At 70.6% G+C, this 21967-nt stretch carries 18 protein-coding genes; 10 read left to right on the top strand and 8 right to left on the bottom strand.

Features of this window, described 5'->3' with window-relative positions; all coding sequences use genetic code 11:
• The first annotated feature begins 36 nt into the window (after positions 1 to 36).
• Entirely contained in the window at positions 37 to 429 is a 393-nt protein-coding gene (locus ACZ3KP_RS17725; protein ID WP_467500537.1) for a cupin domain-containing protein, read from the top strand.
• A 66-nt stretch (positions 430 to 495) separates the two neighbouring features.
• Entirely contained in the window at positions 496 to 2331 is a 1836-nt protein-coding gene (locus tag ACZ3KP_RS17720) for a thioredoxin-like domain-containing protein (RefSeq protein WP_358971876.1), read from the top strand.
• Positions 2332 to 2349: 18 nt separating this feature from the next.
• On the opposite strand, the gene ACZ3KP_RS17715 is transcribed toward ACZ3KP_RS17720, so the two are convergent.
• From ACZ3KP_RS17715 to ACZ3KP_RS17705, 3 genes are all read right to left on the bottom strand, one after another.
• Positions 2350 to 2601, bottom strand: a complete 252-nt coding sequence (locus ACZ3KP_RS17715) for a DUF6458 family protein (RefSeq protein ID WP_467500535.1) — start codon at positions 2599 to 2601, stop codon at positions 2350 to 2352.
• A 77-nt stretch (positions 2602 to 2678) separates the two neighbouring features.
• On the bottom strand, positions 2679 to 3965 hold the full coding sequence (locus ACZ3KP_RS17710) for a M18 family aminopeptidase (RefSeq protein ID WP_467500533.1): 1287 nt from the start codon (positions 3963 to 3965) through the stop codon (positions 2679 to 2681).
• Positions 3966 to 4051: 86 nt separating this feature from the next.
• Positions 4052 to 5878: an acyl-CoA dehydrogenase gene (locus tag ACZ3KP_RS17705; protein ID WP_132888470.1), complete on the bottom strand. Its 1827-nt coding sequence runs from the start codon at positions 5876 to 5878 to the stop codon at positions 4052 to 4054.
• A 175-nt stretch (positions 5879 to 6053) separates the two neighbouring features.
• Between ACZ3KP_RS17705 and ACZ3KP_RS17700 the strand changes: the two genes are divergently transcribed.
• The 4 genes from ACZ3KP_RS17700 to ACZ3KP_RS17685 all read left to right on the top strand — a co-directional run bounded on the left by ACZ3KP_RS17700 (position 6054) and on the right by ACZ3KP_RS17685 (position 10911).
• Positions 6054 to 6527 (top strand): SseB family protein, encoded by a 474-nt coding sequence (locus tag ACZ3KP_RS17700; RefSeq protein ID WP_132888471.1) that lies wholly within the window; start codon positions 6054 to 6056, stop codon positions 6525 to 6527.
• Between the two features lie 211 nt (positions 6528 to 6738).
• Entirely contained in the window at positions 6739 to 8694 is a 1956-nt protein-coding gene (locus ACZ3KP_RS17695; RefSeq protein ID WP_467500530.1) for a YncE family protein, read from the top strand.
• 113 nt (positions 8695 to 8807) lie between these two features.
• Positions 8808 to 9785 (top strand): pirin family protein, encoded by a 978-nt coding sequence (locus ACZ3KP_RS17690; RefSeq protein ID WP_467500528.1) that lies wholly within the window; start codon positions 8808 to 8810, stop codon positions 9783 to 9785.
• A gap of 76 nt (positions 9786 to 9861) precedes the next feature.
• Complete coding sequence (locus tag ACZ3KP_RS17685; RefSeq protein WP_467500526.1) at positions 9862 to 10911, top strand: AI-2E family transporter; 1050 nt, start codon at positions 9862 to 9864, stop codon at positions 10909 to 10911.
• A gap of 8 nt (positions 10912 to 10919) precedes the next feature.
• On the opposite strand, the gene ACZ3KP_RS17680 is transcribed toward ACZ3KP_RS17685, so the two are convergent.
• Positions 10920 to 13055 carry a SpoIIE family protein phosphatase gene (locus ACZ3KP_RS17680; RefSeq protein WP_467500524.1) on the bottom strand — a complete coding sequence of 712 codons (2136 nt, stop codon included), beginning with the start codon at positions 13053 to 13055 and terminating at the stop codon, positions 10920 to 10922.
• Between the two features lie 157 nt (positions 13056 to 13212).
• On the opposite strand from ACZ3KP_RS17680, the gene aspS reads away from it, so the two are divergent.
• Together aspS and ACZ3KP_RS17670 are read left to right on the top strand one after the other, a co-directional pair.
• Positions 13213 to 14976 (top strand): aspartate--tRNA ligase, encoded by a 1764-nt coding sequence (gene aspS / locus ACZ3KP_RS17675; protein ID WP_132888476.1) that lies wholly within the window; start codon positions 13213 to 13215, stop codon positions 14974 to 14976.
• 132 nt (positions 14977 to 15108) lie between these two features.
• Positions 15109 to 15969, top strand: coding sequence for an intradiol ring-cleavage dioxygenase (locus ACZ3KP_RS17670; RefSeq protein WP_467500521.1), 861 nt, complete (start codon positions 15109 to 15111; stop codon positions 15967 to 15969).
• A 36-nt stretch (positions 15970 to 16005) separates the two neighbouring features.
• Here the strand turns inward: ACZ3KP_RS17670 and ACZ3KP_RS17665 are convergent, their stop codons facing one another.
• Complete coding sequence (locus ACZ3KP_RS17665) at positions 16006 to 16482, bottom strand: hypothetical protein (protein ID WP_467500519.1); 477 nt, start codon at positions 16480 to 16482, stop codon at positions 16006 to 16008.
• 210 nt (positions 16483 to 16692) lie between these two features.
• On the opposite strand from ACZ3KP_RS17665, the gene ACZ3KP_RS17660 reads away from it, so the two are divergent.
• Entirely contained in the window at positions 16693 to 16875 is a 183-nt protein-coding gene (locus tag ACZ3KP_RS17660) for a hypothetical protein (protein WP_467500976.1), read from the top strand.
• 216 nt (positions 16876 to 17091) lie between these two features.
• Here ACZ3KP_RS17660 and ACZ3KP_RS17655 read toward each other — a convergent pair whose 3' ends face one another.
• Positions 17092 to 17976: a helix-turn-helix domain-containing protein gene (locus ACZ3KP_RS17655; protein ID WP_467500517.1), complete on the bottom strand. Its 885-nt coding sequence runs from the start codon at positions 17974 to 17976 to the stop codon at positions 17092 to 17094.
• A gap of 287 nt (positions 17977 to 18263) precedes the next feature.
• Between ACZ3KP_RS17655 and ACZ3KP_RS17650 the strand changes: the two genes are divergently transcribed.
• Positions 18264 to 18605, top strand: coding sequence for a DoxX family protein (locus tag ACZ3KP_RS17650; RefSeq protein WP_467500516.1), 342 nt, complete (start codon positions 18264 to 18266; stop codon positions 18603 to 18605).
• Positions 18606 to 18670: 65 nt separating this feature from the next.
• Here ACZ3KP_RS17650 and metG read toward each other — a convergent pair whose 3' ends face one another.
• The gene (gene metG / locus ACZ3KP_RS17645; protein ID WP_467500514.1) at positions 18671 to 20386 is read right to left on the bottom strand and encodes a methionine--tRNA ligase; all 1716 of its coding nucleotides are present in this window, start codon (positions 20384 to 20386) and stop codon (positions 18671 to 18673) included.
• A gap of 140 nt (positions 20387 to 20526) precedes the next feature.
• Positions 20527 to 21967 (bottom strand): VWA domain-containing protein (locus ACZ3KP_RS17640; RefSeq protein ID WP_467500512.1); only part of this gene is annotated, 1441 nt, incomplete at its 5' end.

The following is a 21967-nucleotide window of genomic DNA, read 5'->3' as shown; positions in this document are numbered from 1 at the left end:
CACGCGAATGCCGGACCACCGCCCAGGATGATCGCCATGACCAGCGAACCCCTCTCCCTCGCCCACGCCCTCGCGTCCTTCGGCGCCCTGTGGAGTCCGCGGATCGTCACCGCCGTCAACGACTACGACGTCCGCGTCGCCAAGGTCGAGGGCGAACACATCTGGCACGTCCACGACCGCACCGACGAGTTCTTCCTGGTCCTGGAGGGCGAACTGCGCATCGCCCTGCGGGAGCCGGCCGGGGAGCGCACGGTCGTCCTGCCCAGGGGCTCGGTCTTCACCGTCCCCCGCGGCACCGAGCACAAGCCGAGCGCCCCGGCCGGAGCGTCGATCCTCCTCTTCGAACCGACCGGCACCCTCACGGTCGGCGACCACCACGACGCCGTCCCATCCCACGTGGACGCGACGACGGGCCACGCACTGCGCTGACCAGGGGCGTCTCTGGTTGTCCACAGGCGCGATCGCACGGCTTGCGGGAAGTGGCACTCTTGATCCATGAGCGAGACATCCCCGGCCCCCACCCCGCGCCGTGCCCGCGTCCGCGCCCCCGAGCTGATCGGCAAGGGCGGCTGGCTGAACACAGGTGACAAGCAGTACACCCTCGCGGACCTGCGCGGACGCATCGTCGTCCTGGACTTCTGGACGTTCTGCTGCATCAACTGCCTGCACGTCCTGGACGAGCTGCGTGAGCTGGAGGAGCAGCACCGGGACACCGTGGTGGTCATCGGGGTGCACTCGCCCAAGTTCGTGCACGAGGCCGAGCACCGGGCGGTCGTCGACGCCGTGGAGCGGTACGGCGTCGAGCACCCGGTGCTCGACGACCCGGAGCTCGCCACCTGGAAGCAGTACGCGGTCCGTGCCTGGCCGACGCTGGTGGTGATCGATCCCGAGGGGTACGTCGTCGCCCAGCACGCCGGTGAGGGGCACGCGCACGCGATCGCCCGGCTGGTCGAGGAGCTGGAGGCGGAGCACGAGGCGAAGGGCACCCTGCGGCGCGGTGACGGCCCGTACGTGCCGCCGGAGCCCGAGCCGACCGCCCTGCGCTTCCCCGGCAAGGTCCTGCTGCTGCCCTCGGGGAACTTCCTGGTCAGCGACACCACCCGGCACCAGCTGGTGGAGCTGGCCGAGGACGCGGAGACGGTCGTACGGCGGATCGGCTCCGGTGCGCGCGGTCTCGCGGACGGTACGGCCGCCGAGGCCTCCTTCAGCGAGCCGCAGGGGCTGGCGCTCCTCGACGACGGCTCGGTGGTCGTCGCCGACACCGTGAACCACGCCCTGCGCCGCCTGGACCTCCGCACCGGCGAGGTGACCACCCTCGCCGGCACCGGGCGCCAGTGGTGGCAGGGTTCCCCGACCTCGGGCCCGGCCCGCGAGATCGACCTGTCCTCACCCTGGGACGTGGCCGTCTTCGGCGGCAGGGTGTGGATCGCCATGGCCGGCGTGCACCAGTTGTGGGCCTACGACCCGGAGGCGGGGACCGTGGCGGTCGCCGCGGGCACCACCAACGAGGGGCTGGTGGACGGCCCGGCCGCCGAGGCCTGGTTCGCCCAGCCGTCCGGTCTCGCGGCCACCGCGGACCGCCTGTGGCTCGCCGACTCCGAGACCAGCGCCCTGCGCTGGGTCGACCCGGACGGGCGGGTCCACACGGCCGTCGGCACCGGTCTCTTCGACTTCGGACACCGCGACGGCGCCGCCGGGCAGGCCCTGTTCCAGCATCCGCTGGGGGTGACCGCGCTCCCCGACGGGTCCGTCGCCGTCGCCGACACCTACAACCACGCGCTGCGCCGCTACGACCCCGCGACCGGCGAGGTCACCACGCTGGCCACGGACCTGCGGGAGCCGAGCGACGCGGTGCTGGTCGGCGAGGACATCGTGGTGGTGGAGTCGGCCCGGCACCGGCTGACCCGCCTGCGCCTGCCCGAGGAGGCGGTCCGGGTGGCGTCGGTCGCGCACCGGACCCGGCGGGCGGCGACCGAGGTGGCCCCCGGCCGTCTCCGCCTCGACGTGATCTTCCAGGCCCCGGCGGGCCAGAAACTGGACACCCGGTACGGCCCGTCGACCCGCCTGCTGGTCTCCTCGACCCCGCCGGAGCTGCTCCTCAAGGGCGAGGGGGCGGACACCGACCTGACGAGAGAGGTGGACCTCAACCCGGCCGTCACCGAGGGCGTCCTGCACGTCTCGGCGATGGCCGCGAGCTGTGACGACGACCCGGCGAACGCGTATCCCGCCTGCCATGTGCATCAGCAGGACTGGGGGGTGCCGGTGCGGATCACGGAGGGCGGGGCGAGCCGTCTGCCTCTGGTCCTGGCCGGAATGGACCAGGACGCCTGAGGCAGCGCCGCACCCGCCCTAGACGCCGTACCCGTCGGTGTATCCGTCACGGTGGTGATGGTGCCGTTCCTCCTCGACGACCGTCGAAGTCGGCGGCACCATGACCCGCCGACGGCGGGCGATGCTGCTGAAGGTGGCGACACCGATGATGCCGACGACCATCAGGATCAGGCCGACGACGTCGAGGTTGACGCCCTGCATGTGCCAGTCGGTCGCGAACGTGAGGATGGCCCCCACGGCGATGAGGATGATGCACCCGCCGAGCCCCATGAGCGGTTCCTCCCCTTCAGGTTCGGTGGTGGTTCCGGTCCACACCGAGTACCCGGGAGCGGGCGGGACATGTGCAACTAGCCCTCCAGGAACGCCACCAGCGCGTTCGCCAGGAGGAACGGGTCGTCGGCGCCGCAGAGTTCGCGGGCGCTGTGCATCGACAGGATCGCCGCGCCGATGTCGACGGTCTGGATGCCGTGGCGGGCCGCGGTGATCGGGCCGATCGTGGTGCCGCACGGCATGGAGTTGTTGGAGACGAAGGTCTGGAAGGGGACGCCGGCCCGTTCGCAGGCGGCGGCGAAGACCGCACGGCCCGTACCGTCCGTCGCGTAGCGGTTGTTGACGTTGACCTTGAGGATCGGGCCGCTGTTGACGCGGGGGTGGTGCGTCGGGTCGTGTCGCTCCGCGTAGTTGGGGTGGACGGCGTGACCGGTGTCGGAGGAGAGGCAGACGGTGCCCGCGAGGGCCCGTGCCCGGTCCTCGTACGACCCGCCGCGCGCCAGTACCGAGCGCTCCAGGACGGTGCCGAGCAGCGGTCCGTCCGCGCCGGTGTCCGACTGGGAGCCGGTCTCCTCGTGGTCGAAGGCGGCGAGCACGGGGACGTGCGCCAGTTCCGCGCCGCCCGTCGCCGCGGCCGCCAGGGCGGCCGTACCGGCGTGCACGGAGAGCAGGTTGTCCATCCGGGGGCCGGCCAGCAGCTCCTCGGAGCGGCCCAGGTAGGCCGGCGGTTCGACGGCGTAGGTCATCAGGTCCCAGCCGGTGACCGAGCCGGGCGACAGGCCGGCCTCCTGCTCCAGGAAGGCGATGAGGTCGCCGTCGCGGATGTCGTCGCCCAGGCCCCAGATCGGCTGGAGATGGCGCTGCTTGTCCAGCTTGAGCCCGTCGCTGCTGACCGCCCGGTCCAGGTGGATGGCGAGCTGCGGCACCCGCAGCAGCGGCCGGTGCACGTCGACGAGGCGGGTGGAGCCGTCCCGCAGGCTGAGCCGGCCGGCCAGCCCCAGGTCCCGGTCGAGCCACGAGTTCATCAGCGGACCGCCGTAGATCTCCACGGCGACCTGGCGGAAGCCGTGCCCGCCGGTGTCCGGGCGGGGCTTGACCCGCAGGTTCGGGGAGTCGGTGTGCGCGCCGACGATCCGGAACGGCGTGTGCGGCGCGGCGCCCTCGGGGACGTACCAGGCGATGAGCGCCCCGCCGCGCAGGACGTACCGGCCGCCGCTCGTCCCGTCCCACGCATCCGTCTCGGCGACCTGCCGGAAACCGGCCTTCTCCAGCCGGCCGGCGGCGTTCGCCACCGCGTGGTACGGCGTCGGACTGGCCGCGAGGAAGGACATCAGGTCGTCGGTGTGGCCGCGATCGAAACTCATGTGCTTCACCTTAACGACGCCCGGAGGCCCGCTCCCTCCAGGACATCACAGGGGGAAACGGGCCTCCGGGGAACGGACCGGGTGGCTCAGAAAGCGGCCTCGTCCAGCTCCATCAGGTCGAGGTCGACGTCGGCCGCGATCTTGCGGGCCAGGGTGACGCCCGGCAGCACGTTGGCCGCGAAGAACTTCGCCGCCGCGATCTTGCCGGTGTAGAACGGCTTGTCCTTGGAGGACGCCGTCTCCAGCTTCTCGGCGGCGATCGCGGCGCCCTTGAGCAGCAGGTAGCCGACGATCACGTCACCGGAGGCGAGCAGCAGGCGGGAGGTGTTCAGGCCCACCTTGTAGATGTTCTTGACGTCCTGCTCGGTGGCCGCGAGGTCGGTCAGCATCAGGCCGACGATCGCCTCCAGCTCGACGGCCGCCTTCGCGAGGTGCTCGCGGGCGCCCGCCAGCTCCTCGCCGCCGGTGCCGAGCGCCAGGAACTTCTTGATGTCCTCGGCGAGCGAGTTCAGCGCCGCGCCCTGGTTGCGGACGATCTTCCGGAAGAAGAAGTCCTGGCCCTGGATGGCGGTGGTGCCCTCGTACAGGGTGTCGATCTTGGCGTCGCGGATGTACTGCTCGATCGGGTACTCCTGCAGGAAGCCGGAGCCGCCGAAGGTCTGCAGCGACTGGGCCAGCTGCTCGTAGCCCTTCTCGGAGCCGTAGCCCTTGACGATCGGCAGGAGCAGGTCGTTCAGCGCGTGCTCGGCCTTGGCGTCCTCGCCGTTCGCCTCCTTGACGGCGATGGCGTCCTGGATGGAGGCGGTGTAGAGGACCAGGGCGCGCATGCCCTCGGCGTACGCCTTCTGCGTGATCAGCGAGCGGCGGACGTCGGGGTGGTGGGTGATGGTGACCTTGGGCGCGGTCTTGTCCATGAAGTTCGCGAGGTCCGGACCCTGGACGCGCTCCTTGGCGTACTCGAGGGCGTTCAGGTAGCCGGTGGACAGCGTCGAGATGGCCTTCGTGCCGACCATCATGCGGGCGAACTCGATGATCCGGAACATCTGGCGGATGCCGTCGTGCTTGTCGCCGATCAGCCAGCCCTTGGCCGGGTGGCGGTCGCCGAAGGTCATCTCACAGGTGTTGGAGGCCTTCAGGCCCATCTTGTGCTCGACGTTCGTGGCGTAGACGCCGTTGCGCTCGCCCAGCTCGCCGGTCTCGAAGTCGAAGAGGTACTTCGGGACGAGGAAGAGGGACAGGCCCTTGGTGCCGGGACCGGCGCCCTCGGGACGGGCCAGCACGTAGTGGAGAATGTTCTCCTCCATGTCGTGCTCACCGGAGGTGATGAAGCGCTTCACGCCCTCGATGTGCCAGGAGCCGTCCTCCTGCTGGACCGCCTTGGTACGGCCGGCGCCGACGTCCGAACCGGCGTCGGGCTCGGTGAGCACCATGGTCGAACCCCAGGTGCGGTCCACGGCGAGCTGCGCCCACTTCTTCTGCTCCTCGGTGCCCTCCTCGAAGAGGATGCGGGCGAACGCCGGGCCGGAGGAGTACATCCACACGGCCGGGTTCGCGCCGAGGACCAGCTCCGCGTACGCCCAGATCAGCGACGGGGGAGCGGTGGTGCCGCCGATCTCCTCGGGCAGGCCGAGGCGCCAGTACTCGGAGTCCATGAAGGCCTTGTAGCTCTTCTTGAAGGACGCCGGGACCGGGGCGGTGTTGGTCTCCGGGTCGAAGACCGGCGGGTTGCGGTCGGCGTCGGCGAAGGACTCCGCCAGCTCGTTCTCGGCGAGTCGGGTCAGCTCCTCCAGGACGCTCTTCGCGGTGTCGGTGTCCATCTCGCCGAACGGGCCGGTGCCGTACAGCTTGTCGCGACCGAGCACTTCGAAGAGGTTGAACTCGATGTCGCGGAGGTTGGACTTGTAGTGCCCCATGGTGACGGCTCCGTATCCGGATCGGCGAGGCACTGAATCCTCGCGCAAGCTTTCACATACCAACGAGTAGCTCCGATGATGCTACCCGCCGGTAATAAGACGCAACCCCCACGGGTGAAGTGTGAGAAGGGTCTACCTTCTCCTGTGCACCGCGTGTCTCGGTAGGCTTGCGCGCATGTATGGATACGGCCAGCCCATGGACGGTGGGGCCGCTCAGCAGCAGTACGCCCAGCCCCAGCAGCAGATGCCGGGCGGCTACGGCCAGCAGGCGCCGCTCTACCCCGAGCCGTCCCCGCCGTCCCTCGCGGACGCGGTCCGTGCCTTCACCACCGGTCAGGTCACCGCCGAGGACTTCCAGCAGGTCTTCGCCACGTCCAAGGTCTACTGCCCGCGCGGCGACAACCCCGGGTTCCTCGCGCTGCACAACACCCAGCAGCCGGTGATCCCGATGTTCACCTCGCTGAAGGAGCTGCGCCGGTACGCGGGCAAGGAGTCCAAGTACTTCGTCATCACCGGCGCCGAGGTGATCGACCTGCTCCCGACCGGCTACGGCTTCGTCCTCGACATGGAGGGCGAGCACCGGATGGTCTTCGACGCCAAGGCGGTCGAGCAGATGGTGGAGTTCGCGATGCGGCGGATGTACGGGTGACGGTCGCGCTGTTCCTCGCGCCCCTGACGGGGCGCCGCGGAGAGCGCCTCTGAAAACTCACCCCATCTTTGTCACAGCCATGCCATAGGCTTCCCCTGGCAGCCGCGCCCCGGGCGTCACCGCTATTCCTGCGGTCGTCTCCGGGCGCCGCGCGGCGCTCTCATCCACCCGGCGAACCCGGGTTCTCTCTGGGGGTTTCAGCACTGTGCGCATGCGCAGCACTTCGGTCGCGACGGCGCTCGCGGTCGTCTTCAGCTCGGCGGCGCTGAGCGTCGTGGCGGCGGGGACCGCCTCGGCGGCCGCCACCACCGTCACCAACATCGGGGGGTTCGTCGTGGACGGCACCCTCCAGCGGGTGTTCGTCGGCGACGCGGCGAACGGCCGGATCGTCGCCTCCGACTACAACGGCACCCTCGTCGACTCGGCCACCGGCCTCGGCAGCGTCAGCGACCTGGCGCTGTCGGACGACGGCAGCACCCTGTACGCGGCCGTGCCCAACACCCATCGGATCCTCGCCCTCGACCCGGCCACGCTGGATGTGAGGACGACGTACAGCATCCCGACCGACACCGGCCCCCGCCACCTGGCCTTCACCGGCGGCAAGGCGTGGTTCTCGTACGGCGACCAGTGGGACGGCGACATCGGCTCCATCGACCCGTCGGTGGACCCGGCGGGCGGGACCGACCCGGTGGTGATGGCGCAGTTCCCCACCGAGGGCACCTCGGTCGGTGTCTGGGGTCAGGCGCTGCTGGACACCGACCCGAACCGGCCGGGCGTGCTGGCCGTCGGCGAGACCGGCATCTCCACCGACTCCATGGCCGTTGTCGACGTCTCCGGCGCCACCACCAAGGCCACCGCCTGGTACTCCGGCGACTACACCCTGAACAACGGCATCGCGGACATCGACCTCGTCCCCGGCGCCGACCAGGTGCTGGTCAACGGCACCGACCGGGACGCGTGGGCGGACGGCAAGTTCAGCAAGGCCGGCTCCTACCCCGGCGCGTGGAGCGCCGACATCGCGCCGAACGGGCTGGTGGCCCAGTTCAACGCCGGCAAGGTCGCCGTCTACCGGCCCGACGCCACCAAGCCGCTGCGCACCTACACCCTCGGCACCTCGACCGACTACGCCACCGGCAACCTGCGCTGGGCGCCGGACTCCTCGCGGATCTTCGCGCTGGCGTCGAACGGCGGCTCCTACACCCTCAAGGTCCTGACCCAGCCGACGCTCAACGTGCCGACGCTCACGGTCAACGCCCCGAGCTCGGCGCCCCGCGCCAAGAGGCTCACCGTCACCGGCAAGCTCTCGGCGACGGTCCCGCTGCCCGCCGGGGCCAGGCTCTCCGTCACCCGTACCGACGTCGAGAGCCCCAGCGGCAAGGCGCTCGCCGCCGTCACCGTCAAGGCGGACGGCACCTACTCCTTCACCGACACCCCGCCGGCCGGCGGCACGGTCACCTACAAGGTGACCTACGCGGGCGACGCCGGCCACACCGCGGCCACCGCGTCCGACAAGGTCTCGGTCTCCCGCGCGGGCACGAGCCTGAGCCTGAACAACAACGGCAAGCTCTACAACTACGGCGCCGACGTGAAGTTCACCGCGCACCTCGGGACGACGTACAAGAACCGCTCGGTCAAGATCTACGCGGACCCCTTCGGCAGCGACAAGGGCAAGAAGCTGATCAAGACCGGCACGGTGGACTCCCACGGGAACATCGCCGCCTGGGTGGACATGACCCGCGACACGGCCGTCACCGCGGTCTTCGACGGGGACGGCCGCTACGCGCCGAAGACCGCGAAGGTCACCGCGTACGCGCGGGTCAAGATCTCCACCTCGCTCTCCAAGTACTACAAGACGGCGAAGATCGGTTCGACGTCGTACCGCTGGTTCCACAAGAACACCGGCCCGGTGTTCAACACGACCATGACCTACTACCCGGGCCGTGAGCACCGCCTGGACCTTGAGGTCTACTACCAGGGCCGGTGGTACTCGACGGACTCCGAGTACTTCAGGCTCGGCACGAACGGCAAGTCGTACGTGCAGTTCGACGCTCCCGGCGAGTCCGGCCTCCGGGCGCGGATGCGTTCGGTGTACGTCAACGGGTCGTCCGGCGACACCGTGAACTCCACTACCTACGGTGCGTGGAACTACCTCTACTTCAGCAACTGATCCACCGAACGGGGGACGAACGGGCCCGGAGGGAATGCCCTCCGGGCCTTCGTCGTTAGGGGTGGCAGAAAGTTCAACGCTCAACTAAACTGGGCGCACAAGGAGGAGCCAACATGCCTGCAGTGACTGTCGAGAACCCGCTCACCCTCCCTCGGGTGGCCGCACCGGCTGACGCCGTGGCCCGTCCCGTGCTCGCCGTCACGACCGCGCCGAGCGGTTACGAGGGTGAGGGCTTCCCGGTGCGCCGGGCGTTCGCCGGGATCAACTACCGCCACCTCGACCCGTTCATCATGATGGACCAGATGGGTGAGGTGGAGTACGCGCCGGGCGAGCCCAAGGGCACCCCCTGGCACCCGCACCGTGGCTTCGAGACCGTCACCTACATCATCGACGGCATCTTCGACCACCAGGACAGCCAGGGCGGTGGCGGCACCATCACCAACGGCGACACCCAGTGGATGACGGCCGGCTCCGGCCTGCTCCACATCGAGGCGCCGCCGGAGTCCCTCGTCGTCTCGGGCGGCCTCTTCCACGGCCTCCAGCTGTGGGTGAACCTTCCCGCCAAGGACAAGATGATGGCCCCGAGGTACCAGGACATCCGCGGCGGCAGCGTCCAGCTGCTGTCCACGCCCGACGGCGGCGCGCTGCTGCGCGTCATCGCCGGTGAGCTGGACGGGCACGCCGGTCCCGGCATCACGCACACGCCGATCACGATGATCCACGCGACGGTGGCGCCGGGCGCGGAGGTCACCCTGCCGTGGCGGGAGGACTTCAACGGGCTGGCGTACGTGCTGGCGGGCAAGGGCTCGGTGGGTGCCGAGCGCCGTCCGATCCACCTGGGTCAGACGGCCGTCTTCGGCGCCGGCGGTTCGCTGACCGTCCGCGCGGACGAGCGGCAGGACGCGCACACGCCGGACCTGGAGGTCGTCCTCCTCGGCGGACAGCCGATCCGGGAGCCGATGGCTCACTACGGCCCGTTCGTCATGAACACCCGTGAGGAACTCCAGCAGGCGTTCGAGGACTTCCAGAAGGGGCGGCTGGGGACCGTCCCGGCGGTGCACGGAATGTCCGAGGGCGGCCCGCAGGCCTGAGGGCCGACGGCCGGCTCTCACCCGGGAGGGGGTGCAGCACAGGGCGTCGGACGGGCTCGCGTGGTCCGCTGGACGGGTGTCCCTGTTGCCCGAGGCCGTGCGCCGGTTCGCCGCCTGGTGTGCGGTGATCCTGCTGGCGGCCGGCGTCGGTTACGTCGGCATCCGGCTCTGCTCGGAGTTCCGCACCGCGGTCACCCCCGTGCTGCTCGCCCTCCTCGGCACCGCGCTGCTCGGCCCCCTGTACCGGCGCCTGGTCCAGGTCGGCGTCCAGCGGTCCCTCGCCGCCGGGCTCACCTGCGTCGCCGTCGTCGCGGTCGTCGGCGGCGCCGTCTACATCGTCGTCGCCGCGCTCGTCGACACCGGCGACCAGATCATCGCCTCCCTGAAGTCCGCGGCGAGATCGCTCGCCCGGCACTTCGGGGCCGCCGGTACCTCGATCGGCGACCTGGCGGGCAACGCGAGGAAACTGCTCGGCGAGTTCGGCGGGACCGCCGCCTCCAACGTCATCAGCGGGGTCAGCCTGGTCGGCGAGAGCATCGCCCTGGCCGTACTGGCCCTGCTGCTCGTCTTCTTCTTCCTGCGCGACTCCGACCGGGTGGTCGACACCGTCCGCGCGCTCGCGCCCGGCTCCAGCGCCGACATGGTGGAGGCCATGGCCCGCCGGGCCTACGAGGCCATCGAGGGGTTCATGCGCGGCACCACCCTCATCGCCCTCATCGACGCCGTCTGCATCACCGTCGGCCTGCTGATCCTGCGGGTACCGGGCGCCGTGGGCCTGGGCGCGCTCGTCTTCGTCGGCGCCTACATCCCCTACCTCGGCGCGTTCCTCTCGGGTGCGGTGGCGGTCCTGGTCGCCCTCGCCGACCGCGGCTTCGTGATCGCGCTGTGGGTCCTGGGGGTCGTACTCGCCGTGCAGGTGCTGGAGGGGCACGTGCTCCAGCCGGCCATTCAGAGCAGGACCGTGCAGATGCATCCGGCGGTGGTCATGCTGGCCATCACGGCGGGCGCCTCCGTCGCCGGGATCCTGGGCATGCTGCTGGCGGTACCCCTCACCGCGGCCGCCTTCGGCGTCGTCCACGAACTGCACGCCCGGTACGCCACCACCCCCGGCCGGCCGTCGCCCTGACCTCGGCCCTATCCCAGCTCCTGGCCCCGGTCCTCGGACAACTCGAACCAGATGGTCTTGCCCTCGCCGCGCGGGTCGACCCCCCAGGCGTCGGCCAGGAGCTCGGTCAGGAGCAGGCCGCGGCCCGAGGAGGCGAGTTCGCCGGGGCGGCGCTTGTGCGGGAGGTCGTCCCCGGCGTCGGTCACCTCGACCCGCAGGCGCCGTCCGGGTGCCTGGCCGGAGACCTCGGCGAGCAGCAGCGCGTCCGCGTCGGTGTGCACCAGGACGTTGGTGAGCATCTCGGAGACCAGCAGGACCGCCGAGTCGACCTGGTCGGACGAGTCCCAGTCGTGCAGCAGCTCGCGCAGTTGCTGACGCGCCTCGGCGATCCGCTCGGGCTCGTCCTGGGCCACCGACAGCAGGGTGCGGCGCGTCCGCGGCCGTACCGCGAGGGGCCCGGCGCCGGTGCGGGACAGCAGCAGGACCGCGATGTCGTCCTCACGGCGGTCGGCCAGCGGTCCGGTGGTGTGGTGCGAGGACGGCCCGTGCACGGCCTGCACCAGGGCGTCGGCCAGCTTCTCCAGGTCGCCGTCGTCCTCCTCCAGGATCGCCCGGATCCGCTGCCAGCCGCTCTCGATGTCGTGGCCGCCGGTCTCGATCAACCCGTCGGTGCAGATCATCATGGTCTCGCCGGGTTCGAGGGTGAACCGCGTGGTCGGGTAGTCGGCGTCCGGGTCGATGCCGAGCGGCAGCCCGCCCGCCGTGGGCCGCCGCAGCACCGTGCCGTCGGCCATCCGGATCGTCGGGTCGAGATGTCCCGCGCGGGCGATCTCCAGCACCCCGGTCGCCGGGTCCGCCTCGACGTACAGGCAGGTCGCGAAGCGCGGGTCGGCGAGTGCCTCGTCGGAGGTGATCCCGTGCAGGAAGCGGGAGGCCCGGGAGAGCACCGCGTCCGGACGGTGCCCCTCGGAGGCATAGGCGCGCAGCGCGATCCGCAGCTGTCCCATCAGGCCCGCCGCGCGGACGTCGTGCCCCTGGACGTCGCCGATGACCAGGGCGTACCGGCCACCGCGGCCGGACCTGGCCCGGGAGGTGCCGCCGGGCAGCGGGATGATGTCGTACCAGTCGCCGCCGACCTGGAGCCCGCCGCCGGTCGGTATGTAGCGGGCCGCCGCGTCCATGCCGGGCATCTCGGGGCCCAGCGTCGGCAGCATCGAGCGCTGGAGGCCGTCCGTCAGCTCCCGCTCCGAGTCGGCGATCCCGGCCCGGGACAGGGCCTGCGCCAGCATCCGGGCCACCGTGGTGAGCACGGAACGTTCGTCGGGGGTGAACGACACCGGGTAGGCGAACCCCGCCATCCAGGCGCCCAGGGTCCGCCCCGCCACCGTCAGCGGCAGGAAGGCCCAGGACCTACGGCCGAAGCGCTCGGCGAGCGGCCAGGTCACGGGGTAGCGGGACTTGTACTGCTCCGGGGAGGAGAGATAGACGGCCCGGCCGGTCCGGACCACCTCCGCCGCCGGGTAGTCGGTCTCCAGCGGCATGCTGCTGAAGGGGCTGTCCTCGTCGATCTGCTGGCCGTGGTGGCCGATGATGGTGAGCCGGTCGCCCTTGGCGCCGAAGACGGCCAGCCCGTCCGGGGAGAACCCGGGCATGGACAGGCCCCCCGCCACCCGCAGCACCTCCTCGGTGGACCGCGCCTCCGCCAGCGCGCGGCCCGCGTCCAGCAGGAAGGCCTCCCGGGAGCGCCGCCAGTCCCCCGTGACCGGATGCCGGGCGGCGGTGCCGGGAGCCGGTTCGGTGACCTCCTGGAGGGTGCCGGTCACCCGGTAGACGCGCGCGTCGGAGTCGTACTCCGGTCTGAAACGGCTGCGTACGGTCCGTATCAGCCGGCCCCGCTCGTCCATGACCCGCAGCCGGACCTCCGCGAGGGTGCCCTCGATGGCCGCCAGCCGGGTGATGCTGGTGTTCTCGTTCCAGTCGACGGGGTGGAAGCGCGACCTGACCAGCGCCTCGGACAGCACGGAGGCCTCGGCGGGCAGCCCGATCAGCCGTGCTGTCTCCGCATCCGTGGTGACCAGCCCGGTGGCGGTGTCCCAGTGCCACAGCCCGGTCGCAAGGGCGGCGAGGACGTCCTCCACGGCGGGCAGGGGCTCGCCAGTTCGCATTGCCCCACTTTAAGAACAGCCGATCGGAAAACGCTACCGATCACCGACTCCTTAATCGGGGGAGTGGGCCTTGGGGCGCCCGGTACGCTGGGTGGTGTTTCACGTGAAACGTCAGGCTGGCAACACACCCCGATCCGCGAAGGCTGGATGAACCACGATGCATCGGTACAGGTCCCACACCTGCGGCGAGCTCCGCTCCTCTGACGTCGGCACCGACGTCCGGCTGAGTGGCTGGCTGCACAATCGGCGCGACCTGGGCGGCATCCTCTTCATCGATCTGCGCGATCACTACGGCATCACCCAGCTCGTGGCCCGTCCGGGGACGCCCGCCTACGAGGCCCTGGACAAGCTCAGCAAGGAGTCGACCGTACGGGTCGACGGCAAGGTCGTCTCCCGCGGCGCCGAGAACATCAACGCCGACCTGCCCACCGGCGAGGTCGAGGTCGAGGTCGGCGAGGTCGAGCTGCTCGGCGCGGCCGCCCCGCTGCCGTTCACGATCAACGCCGAGGACGGGGTCAACGAGGAGCGGCGCCTGGAGTACCGCTTCCTGGACCTGCGCCGCGAGCGCATGCACCGCAACATCATGCTGCGCACGGCCGTGATCTCGGCCATCCGTCACAAGATGGTCGCCCTCGGCTTCAACGAGATGGCCACCCCGATCCTCACCGCGACCTCCCCCGAGGGCGCCCGTGACTTCGTGGTGCCCTCCCGTCTGCACCCGGGCAAGTTCTACGCGCTGCCGCAGGCCCCGCAGCAGTTCAAGCAGCTGCTGATGATCTCCGGGTTCGACCGCTACTTCCAGATCGCGCCCTGCTTCCGCGACGAGGACGCCCGCGCCGACCGCTCGCCGGGCGAGTTCTACCAGCTCGACGTCGAGATGAGCTTCGTCGAGCAGGAGGACGTCTTCCAGCCCATCGAGCGGCTGATGACCGAGCTGTTCACGGAGTTCGGCGGCGGCCGTGAGGTCACCTCGCCGTTCCCGCGGATCCCGTTCCGCGAGTCGATGCTGAAGTACGGCTCCGACAAGCCGGACCTCCGCGCCCAGCTGGAACTCGTCGACATCACCGACATCTTCGAGGGCTCCGAGTTCAAGGCGTTCGCCGGAAAGCACGTGCGGGCCCTTCCGGTGCCGGACGTCTCCGCGCAGCCCCGCAAGTTCTTCGACCAGCTCGGCGACTTCGCCGTCTCGCAGGGCGCCAAGGGCCTGGCCTGGGTCCGCGTCGCGGAGGACGGTTCGCTGTCCGGTCCGATCGCCAAGTTCCTCACCGAGGAGAACGTGGCCGAGCTGACCAAGCGGCTCCAGCTGGCCGCCGGTCACGCCGTGTTCTTCGGCGCGGGCGAGTTCGACGAGGTCTCCAAGATCATGGGCGCGGTGCGCGTCGAGGCCGCCCGGCGCGCCGGGCACTTCGAGGAGAACGTCTTCCGGTTCTGCTGGATCGTCGACTTCCCGATGTTCGAGAAGGACGAGGAGACCGGGAGGATCGACTTCTCCCACAACCCGTTCTCGATGCCCCAGGGCGGCATGGAGGCCCTGGAGACCCAGGACCCGCTGGACATCCTGGCCTGGCAGTACGACATCGTCTGCAACGGCGTGGAGCTGTCCTCCGGCGCCATCCGGAACCACGAGCCGGACATCATGCTCAAGGCCTTCGGCATCGCGGGCTACGAGGCGGAGACCGTCGAGCGCGAGTTCGCCGGCATGCTGCGCGCGCTGCGCTTCGGCGCCCCGCCGCACGGTGGCATCGCCCCGGGTGTGGACCGCATCGTGATGCTCCTCGCCGACGAGCCCAACATCCGCGAGACCATCGCCTTCCCGCTCAACGGCAACGCCCAGGACCTGATGATGGGCGCGCCGACCGAGCTGGAGGAGAGCCGCCTGCGCGAGCTGCACCTGTCGATCCGCAAGCCGCAGCCGAAGTAACCCCAGGAACACCCCCACTCGTCACGAAGGGCTCGAAACCGGCGTCGGTTTCGAGCCCTTCGTGCTGTGCTCCTCGATTCACAGCTCTCTCCGATGTTCCTGCCAGCTGACCCCCGCCTACGGTCGCTGGCCATGACAGACACGCAATCACCGGAAGACAGAAGCGGGTTGGCCCGTCGCGCGGTGCTGGCGGCCGGGGGCGCGGCCGTGGCCGCCGTCGGTGTGGGCGGCGCCTTCATGACCGACGCGCAGGCCTCCGACCGGCCCGGCCAGGAGGGCGCCTGCTACACGCTCACCTCCGAACTGGTCGAGGGGCCCTACTACATCGACGCCGACAAGCTCCGCCAGGACGTCACCGAGGACCAGGAGGGCATCCCGCTGGCCCTCACCCTCAAGGTGATCGACGCGGAGACCTGCAAGCCGCTCAGGAACGCGGCCGTGGACATCTGGCACTGCAACGCGTCCGGCATCTACTCGGGGTACGAGGAGATGGGCAGCGGCGGCGGAGGCGGCACCCCGCCGAGCGGTCCCCCGCCCACCGACACCCCCACCGGCCCCCCGCCCGGCGGTGGCGGCGGCCACCAGGAGCCGACCGACGACACGCGCTACCTGCGCGGCACCTGGCACACGGACCGGCACGGCCAGGTGACCTTCAGGACCGTCTTCCCCGGCTGGTACCAGGGCCGCTGCGTCCACATCCACGTCAAGGTGCACGTGGACGGCGAGTGGACCGACGCCGGCTACGAAGGCGGCCACACCTGCCACACCGGCCAGCTCTTCTTCGACGAGACGTCGGTACTGCTGTCCGCGCAGGTGGAGCCCTACGCGAGCAACACCACCACCCGCACCACCCTCGACGAGGACACCATCTACCCGGGCAACGGCCACGAGGGCGGCCTGCTCTACCTCACGTACGACCGCCACCACATCGCCCGCGGTGTCCGCGGCCGTCTGACCCTCGCCGTCGAACCGGACGAGACGAACAACGGCTGACCGTACTCCCCCGAGGCGGCCGGCACGGCCGGTGCGTCAGGTGTCGTACCGGCCGTCCCAGGGCTCGGCGAAGCCCAGGTGGTCCGGGTAGAGCTCGGCCCAGGCGCCGTCCTCGTCCTCCCTCGTCACCAGCCCGAACAGCACCCCGTCGACGGTCAGCCGGAACGGGCGGATCGCGATGTCCGTGTACGTCCGTCGCGGCAGGCTGCGCAGCATGGTCGCGAGGTGGGCGCGGGCCCGGGACAGTACCGAGCCGGCGCCCTCCGGGTCGCGCTGCTGCTCGGCCCAGCTGCCCGCGCACCAGATCTGGGAGTCGCTGTAGCGGCCTTCGGTGTCGAAGAGGTGCAGCACCGCGTACAGCCGTTTCTGCTCCTCCCAGCCCTCGTCGAGCCGGAACCCCTCGGGGAACGCGTAGGTGACCGAGGCCAGGAACTGGCCGCCGGTGTAGTGACCGATGGCCTCGGTACGGCCGTGCGGCTCGTAGGCGATCGGGATGAGCTCAGGGGTTGCCATGGCGAAACCATACGGACGTGTTGTGAACATGCGGATGTCGGGGCGTCGGGGGAACGGCTGCCCGCGTCAACTTTGGCCGCTCTCTTCCGGGATGGGCACCACACCGCGGAAAAATTCACGGCAACCTGTTCGATCTCCACAACCGCAGAGGGTGAAGCCCGCCCCGGCGGGCCCGTCCCCGGCTCTTCGGAAGTACGTAAGGACGCCTCCGTGGCCTCTGTCTCTCACCGCCGGTCTCTTCGCAAGCGCCGCATCCTCGTCGTCTCGGCCGCCGTCGTGGCCGCCGGCGTCGGTGCCGGTGTGCTCCTGCTCACTGCCAACGCCGCGTCGGCTGTCGACCTCTACCACCCGACGCTCGCCGCAAACAACGGCTGGGGGGGCTGGTCTCGGTGAGGTCGGTGGGCAGCACGGTGACCGAGGTGGGTGGGGGGAAATCGATGCCGAGTGCCTCGGAGACCCCGGCGAAGAGGCCCGGATACTGCTGGAAGATGCGGTGCATCGCCTCGTGGGGCGAGTTGACCATACGGATTCCTGTGGGGGTCGGGGTTGGTAAGGGGTGCAGGCAGCTGCGAGCCGATCTCCAGTGGGCGCCGGGTCCTGGTCGACCCGTCAGGCCGCCGCAGGCGTCGGTTGTCGGCGTCGGCAGCAGTCCTGGCAGTTGAGTGGGTCGGGGCCCCGGTAGCCGCGGTCGCAGGTGTCGCAGTTGCGGAGGGGGTGACGGACGGGCGGGGCCGATGCGGCCGGCGGCCGGAACGGGGGCGGGGGCGGAAGCTGTGCGGCCAGGCGGTGGGCCAGGAAGGCGGCCGGGCGGATCAGGGGTTCGTTCGGCAGGTTCTCGGTGAGCGCGTGGCGTACGGCGGTGGGGGCGATGTCGCGCTCCAGCCAGGCGGCGACGCCCGGGGCAAGGTGCTCGGCGTCGGTGGCGGAGAGGAGGAGACGGGGGTCGCGGCGGCGGAGGCCGGCGAGGATGTCGAGGGCTGTGCCGAGGAGCGCGGGGGAGGTGTTGGAGGGTTGCGGTACGGCGGGGAGGCGCTTGCGGGGAGGTGGTTTGTCCGTGGCGGCGGTCGTCGTGCGTCGGGCGGGCCTGTCGGGGGTGTCGGCCGGGGCGGTCCGGTGTCCTGGCTTGTTGCAGGAGACCGTGCGGGTGACGATCCTGCCGGTGGGGGTGCGTTCCCGGGTACGGCGCAGGTAGCCGTGCTCTTCGAGTTCGCGCAGGGCGGCGGCGATACGGGTGGGGCCTTCGGGGAAGCGGTCGGCGAGGGTCTTGATGTCGACGGCGGTGCCCTGGCGCACCGACTGGATGTAGGTCCCGAGCCCGATGGCGAGGAGCGACAGCTCCTGGTGCTGGGTGAGGTGGTTGCCGATCACCGTGACGTTCTCGATGTGGCGGACGTTGTCGTGGACTACGCCGGACTGAGGCCGCGCGTGGGGGTGGTTTTTGCCCGCGATACGGGACTGGGCGCGCGAGGGCGCGCTAGGGTTTTCGGTGTCCATCGGGAAGGTCCGATCTTCCTCGGTGGTCAGGCCCTCGCACTGGGATTGCAGTCCCGGCGAGGGCCGTCGCATGTCTGGGGTTGTGTCTTGCTGGGCTGAGCGTAAGGCAGGCAACCGGTCCCGAATCCAGCCGAGTTGGGCATATTCACTCGCGGGGGTGAGTTTGCCCGGCGGGAGGGAGGGGTGGGGTTTGGTGGGGTGCTTTCTCCCTGGTGGGTGGTTCGTGGGGAGCGCAGGTGGGACCGGAGCGTGGGGGGATGGGTGCCGGTGATTGGGGTGTGGCGAAGATGAGTTCGGCCCGGACCGTTTTGCGGGCCGCCGTGCTGGCCGGGTTCTCCGGGACCGTGCTGCTGATGCGGGCCGAGTGGATCGTCAAGGCGCTCACCGACTACCGGGTGCCACGGGCCTGGCGGACGCCGCTCGGGCTGGCCAAGGCCGCCGGGGCGGTCGGGCTGCTGGTCGGGTTGGCTGTGCCGGTGGTCGGGGTGCTGGCGGGGGTGGGGCTGCTGCTCTACTTCACCGGCGCCGCGGTCACCGTCGCGCGGGCGAGGTGGTACTCGCACATCCCGTTCCCGCTGGTGTACGCGGCGCCGGTGGCGGGGGCGCTGGTGCTGGGGCTGCTGAGCTGATGTGCGGCGGCCCCTTGACGCCGGTGAACGGGGTCAAGGGGCCGGGAGGGTGGCGGGGCGGGCGGTCAGGACTCCGTGCCGCCGAAGCGCTCCTTGTACGTCTCCAGGTCCTCGTCCGTGAGCTTGGCGAACAGCACCGGGGGGACCGTGAAGGGGGTGCCGGCCGGGACCGCGGCCAGCGCCTTCGCCTCGTCGGCGGTGACCCAGGTCGCGGTGTCGGCGGAGAGGGCGAAGGCCTCGCGCATCGTCTTCGCCGTCGACGGGATGAAGGGTTCCGACACCACCGAGTAGAGGTGGATCAGGTTCATCGCCGTGCGCAGGGTCAGGGCCGCGCCGTCCTTGTCCGTCTTGATCTCCAGCCAGGGGGCCTTCTCCTCCAGGTAGGAGTTGCCGGCCGACCACAGGGCGCGCAGGGCGGCGGCCGCCTTGCGGAACTGGAGGGTCTCCATGTGGGACTCGTACTCGGCGAGGAGCTCGGCGATCACCGCGCCCAGCTTCGTCTCCGCCTCGCCGGGCTCGCCGCCCGCCGGGACGTCGTCGCCGAAGCGCTTGCGGGAGAAGGAGAGCACGCGGTTGACGAAGTTGCCGAGGGTGTCGGCCAGGTCCTTGTTCACCGTCGCCGTGAAGTGCTCCCAGGTGAACGACGAGTCGTCCGACTCCGGCGCGTTGGCGATCAGGAAGTAGCGCCAGTAGTCCGCCGGGAGGATGTCCAGGGCCTGGTCGGTGAAGACGCCGCGCTTCTGCGAGGTGGAGAACTTCCCGCCGTAGTACGTCAGCCAGTTGAAGGCCTTGACGTAGTCGACCTTCTTCCACGGCTCGCGCACGCCGAGTTCGGTGGCCGGGAACATCACCGTGTGGAACGGGACGTTGTCCTTCGCCATGAACTCCGTGTAGCGGACGTCGGTGTCGACGTCGTACCACCAGGACTTCCAGTCGCGGTTGTCCGGGTCCTGGTCCGCCCACTCCTTCGTCGCGCCGATGTACTCGATCGGGGCGTCGAACCAGACGTAGAAGACCTTGCCCTCCGCGGCCAGCTCCGGCCAGGTGTCGGCCGGGACCGGGACGCCCCAGTCGAGGTCACGGGTGATCGCGCGGTCGTGCAGGCCCTCCGTCAGCCACTTGTGGGCGATGGAGGACGCCAGCTGCGGCCAGTCCTTGTCGTGCTGCGCGACCCACTCGCGGACCTCGTTCTCCAGCTTGGACTGGAGCAGGAAGAGGTGCTTGGTCTCGCGGATCTCCAGGTCGGTGGAGCCGGAGATCGCGGAACGGGGGTTGATCAGGTCGGTCGGGTCCAGGACGCGCGTGCAGTTCTCGCACTGGTCGCCGCGGGCCTTGTCGTAGCCGCAGTGCGGGCAGGTGCCCTCGACGTAGCGGTCCGGGAGGAAGCGGCCGTCCACCGGGCTGTACACCTGGCGGATCGAACGCTCCTCGATGAAGCCGTTCTCGTTCAGGCGGCGGGCGAAGTGCTGGGTGATCTCGCGGTTCTCGGGGCTGGAGCTGCGGCCGAAGTAGTCGAACGCGAGTGCGAAGCCGTCGTAGACCGCCTTCTGCGCGTCGTGCGCCTGGGCGCAGAACTCGTCGACCGGGAGGCCCTGCTCCTTCGCCGCGAGCTCGGCGGGGGTGCCGTGCTCGTCCGTGGCGCAGATGTACAGGACGTCGTGGCCGCGCTGGCGGAGGTACCGCGCGTACACGTCCGCCGGGAGCATGGACCCCACCATGTTGCCCAGGTGCTTGATCCCGTTGATGTACGGAAGGGCGCTGGTGATGAGGTGTCGAGCCATCGGGGGCTGCTCCCAGGTCGGTGTGTTGCTCTTCTTGCGAACCTTGAAATCGTAGCCGACATGTGTATGCCGCCCGCGTCCCGTTTTATTGGGTGAGAAGCGGGCGGCATGGGGTGTGCGGGTGGGGTTGCGGGTGGGGCTTACGGGCGCCAGTCGATCAGGAGGCCGTCGTACAGCTCCGCGTCCGTGAGTTCCAGGGGGGTCGGGCCCGCGTGGAAGAAGGCCGTGTTGGGGGTCTTCAGCTTGCGGAGGTAGTCGAAGGCCTTGTTCTCGTGCTCGCCGAACGCGACGAAGGAGAAGAAGACCGAGGGGTGGGACTTCGCGGCGTCCGTGAGGGACTGGGTGGCCGGGGTCTTCGCGTCCGGGGCGCCGTCGGTCTGGAAGACGACCAGGGCGGGGGTGCCGGGGGTGGCGTTCGCGTCGTAATGGGCGAGTACGGCCTCCACGGCCGCGTGGTAGCTGGTGCGGCCCATCCGGCCGAGGCCCGCGTGCGCCTCGTCGATCGCGTTCTCGGGGGAGGCAGGGGTGAGGTCGGTGGTGCCGTCGACCTCGGTGGAGAAGAAGACGACGTGCACGGAGGGGGTGTCGCCGGGCGGGGTGAGGTGGGTGGCGAGGGCGAGGGTCTGGTCGGCGAGGGCCTGCGCGGAGCCGTCCTTGTAGTACGACCGCATGCTCGCGGAGCGGTCGAGGACGAGGTAGGTGGTGGCGCGGGCGGCGGAGAGGCCGGCCTTGGCGAGGGCGACGCGGGCGGCGTCGCCGCCGACGGTGGCCTCGGCTGCGCCTTCGGCGGAGTGGCTCCCACCCGCACCACCCGTGACGGGTTCGTCGTCGGGTGCGGGTGGCCCCTGCGGGGCGGCTTCGCCGTCGGCGGCTGCGGGCTCGACCGTTTCCGGGGCGACCTCGACCTCGGCCTCCGGCTGTGCTTCGGCGACGGCCACGGGTTCGACGGTCAGCCGGATCACCGGCTCGGCCTCGGCCGCCGCCAGGGGCTCCGCCTCAGGCTCGCCCGTCACCTCGACCGCCGGCGCGGCTGCCGCTTCCGCGGTCACCTCAGCCTCGGTCACCGGCTCAGTCGCGACCTCAGGCTCGGTCTCCGCCTCCGCCTTCGGCTGGGCCGCGGGATCCGCTTCGGACTGGTCTGCGGGTTCTGCCGCGTCTCCGGGTTCGGCCTTGGTCTCCGCCTCCGCCGCAGGGTCTGCGGTCGTCGGCTCCGCCTCGGCGTCCGCCTTCGGCTTGGCTTCTGCCTTCGGCTCCGCCTCCGCCTTCGCCTCCGGTTCGGCTGCAGGCTTGGCTTCGGCCTGGGCTGCAGGCTCTGCTGCGTCTTCCACCACGGGCTCAGTAGTGCCTTCGGCCGTCGACTGAGCCTGGGCTTCGACCTCGGCGTCCGCCTTCGGCTTGGCTTCTGCCTTCGGCTCAGCCCCGGCCTCCGCCTCCGGCTTCGGTCCAGCGTCGGCCTCGATCTTGGCCTCCGCCTTCGGCTCGGCTTCCGCCTTCGCCTCCGGTTCGGCTGCAGGCTTGGCTTCGGCCTGGGCTGCAGGCTCTGCTGCGTCTTCCACCACGGGCTCAGTAGTGCCTTCGGCC

It is taken from the genome of Streptomyces sp. NPDC020958 (assembly GCF_055562175.1).
The sequence above is the reverse complement of the archived record's forward strand: the minus strand, read 5'-3'. Positions and strand labels throughout refer to the sequence as shown.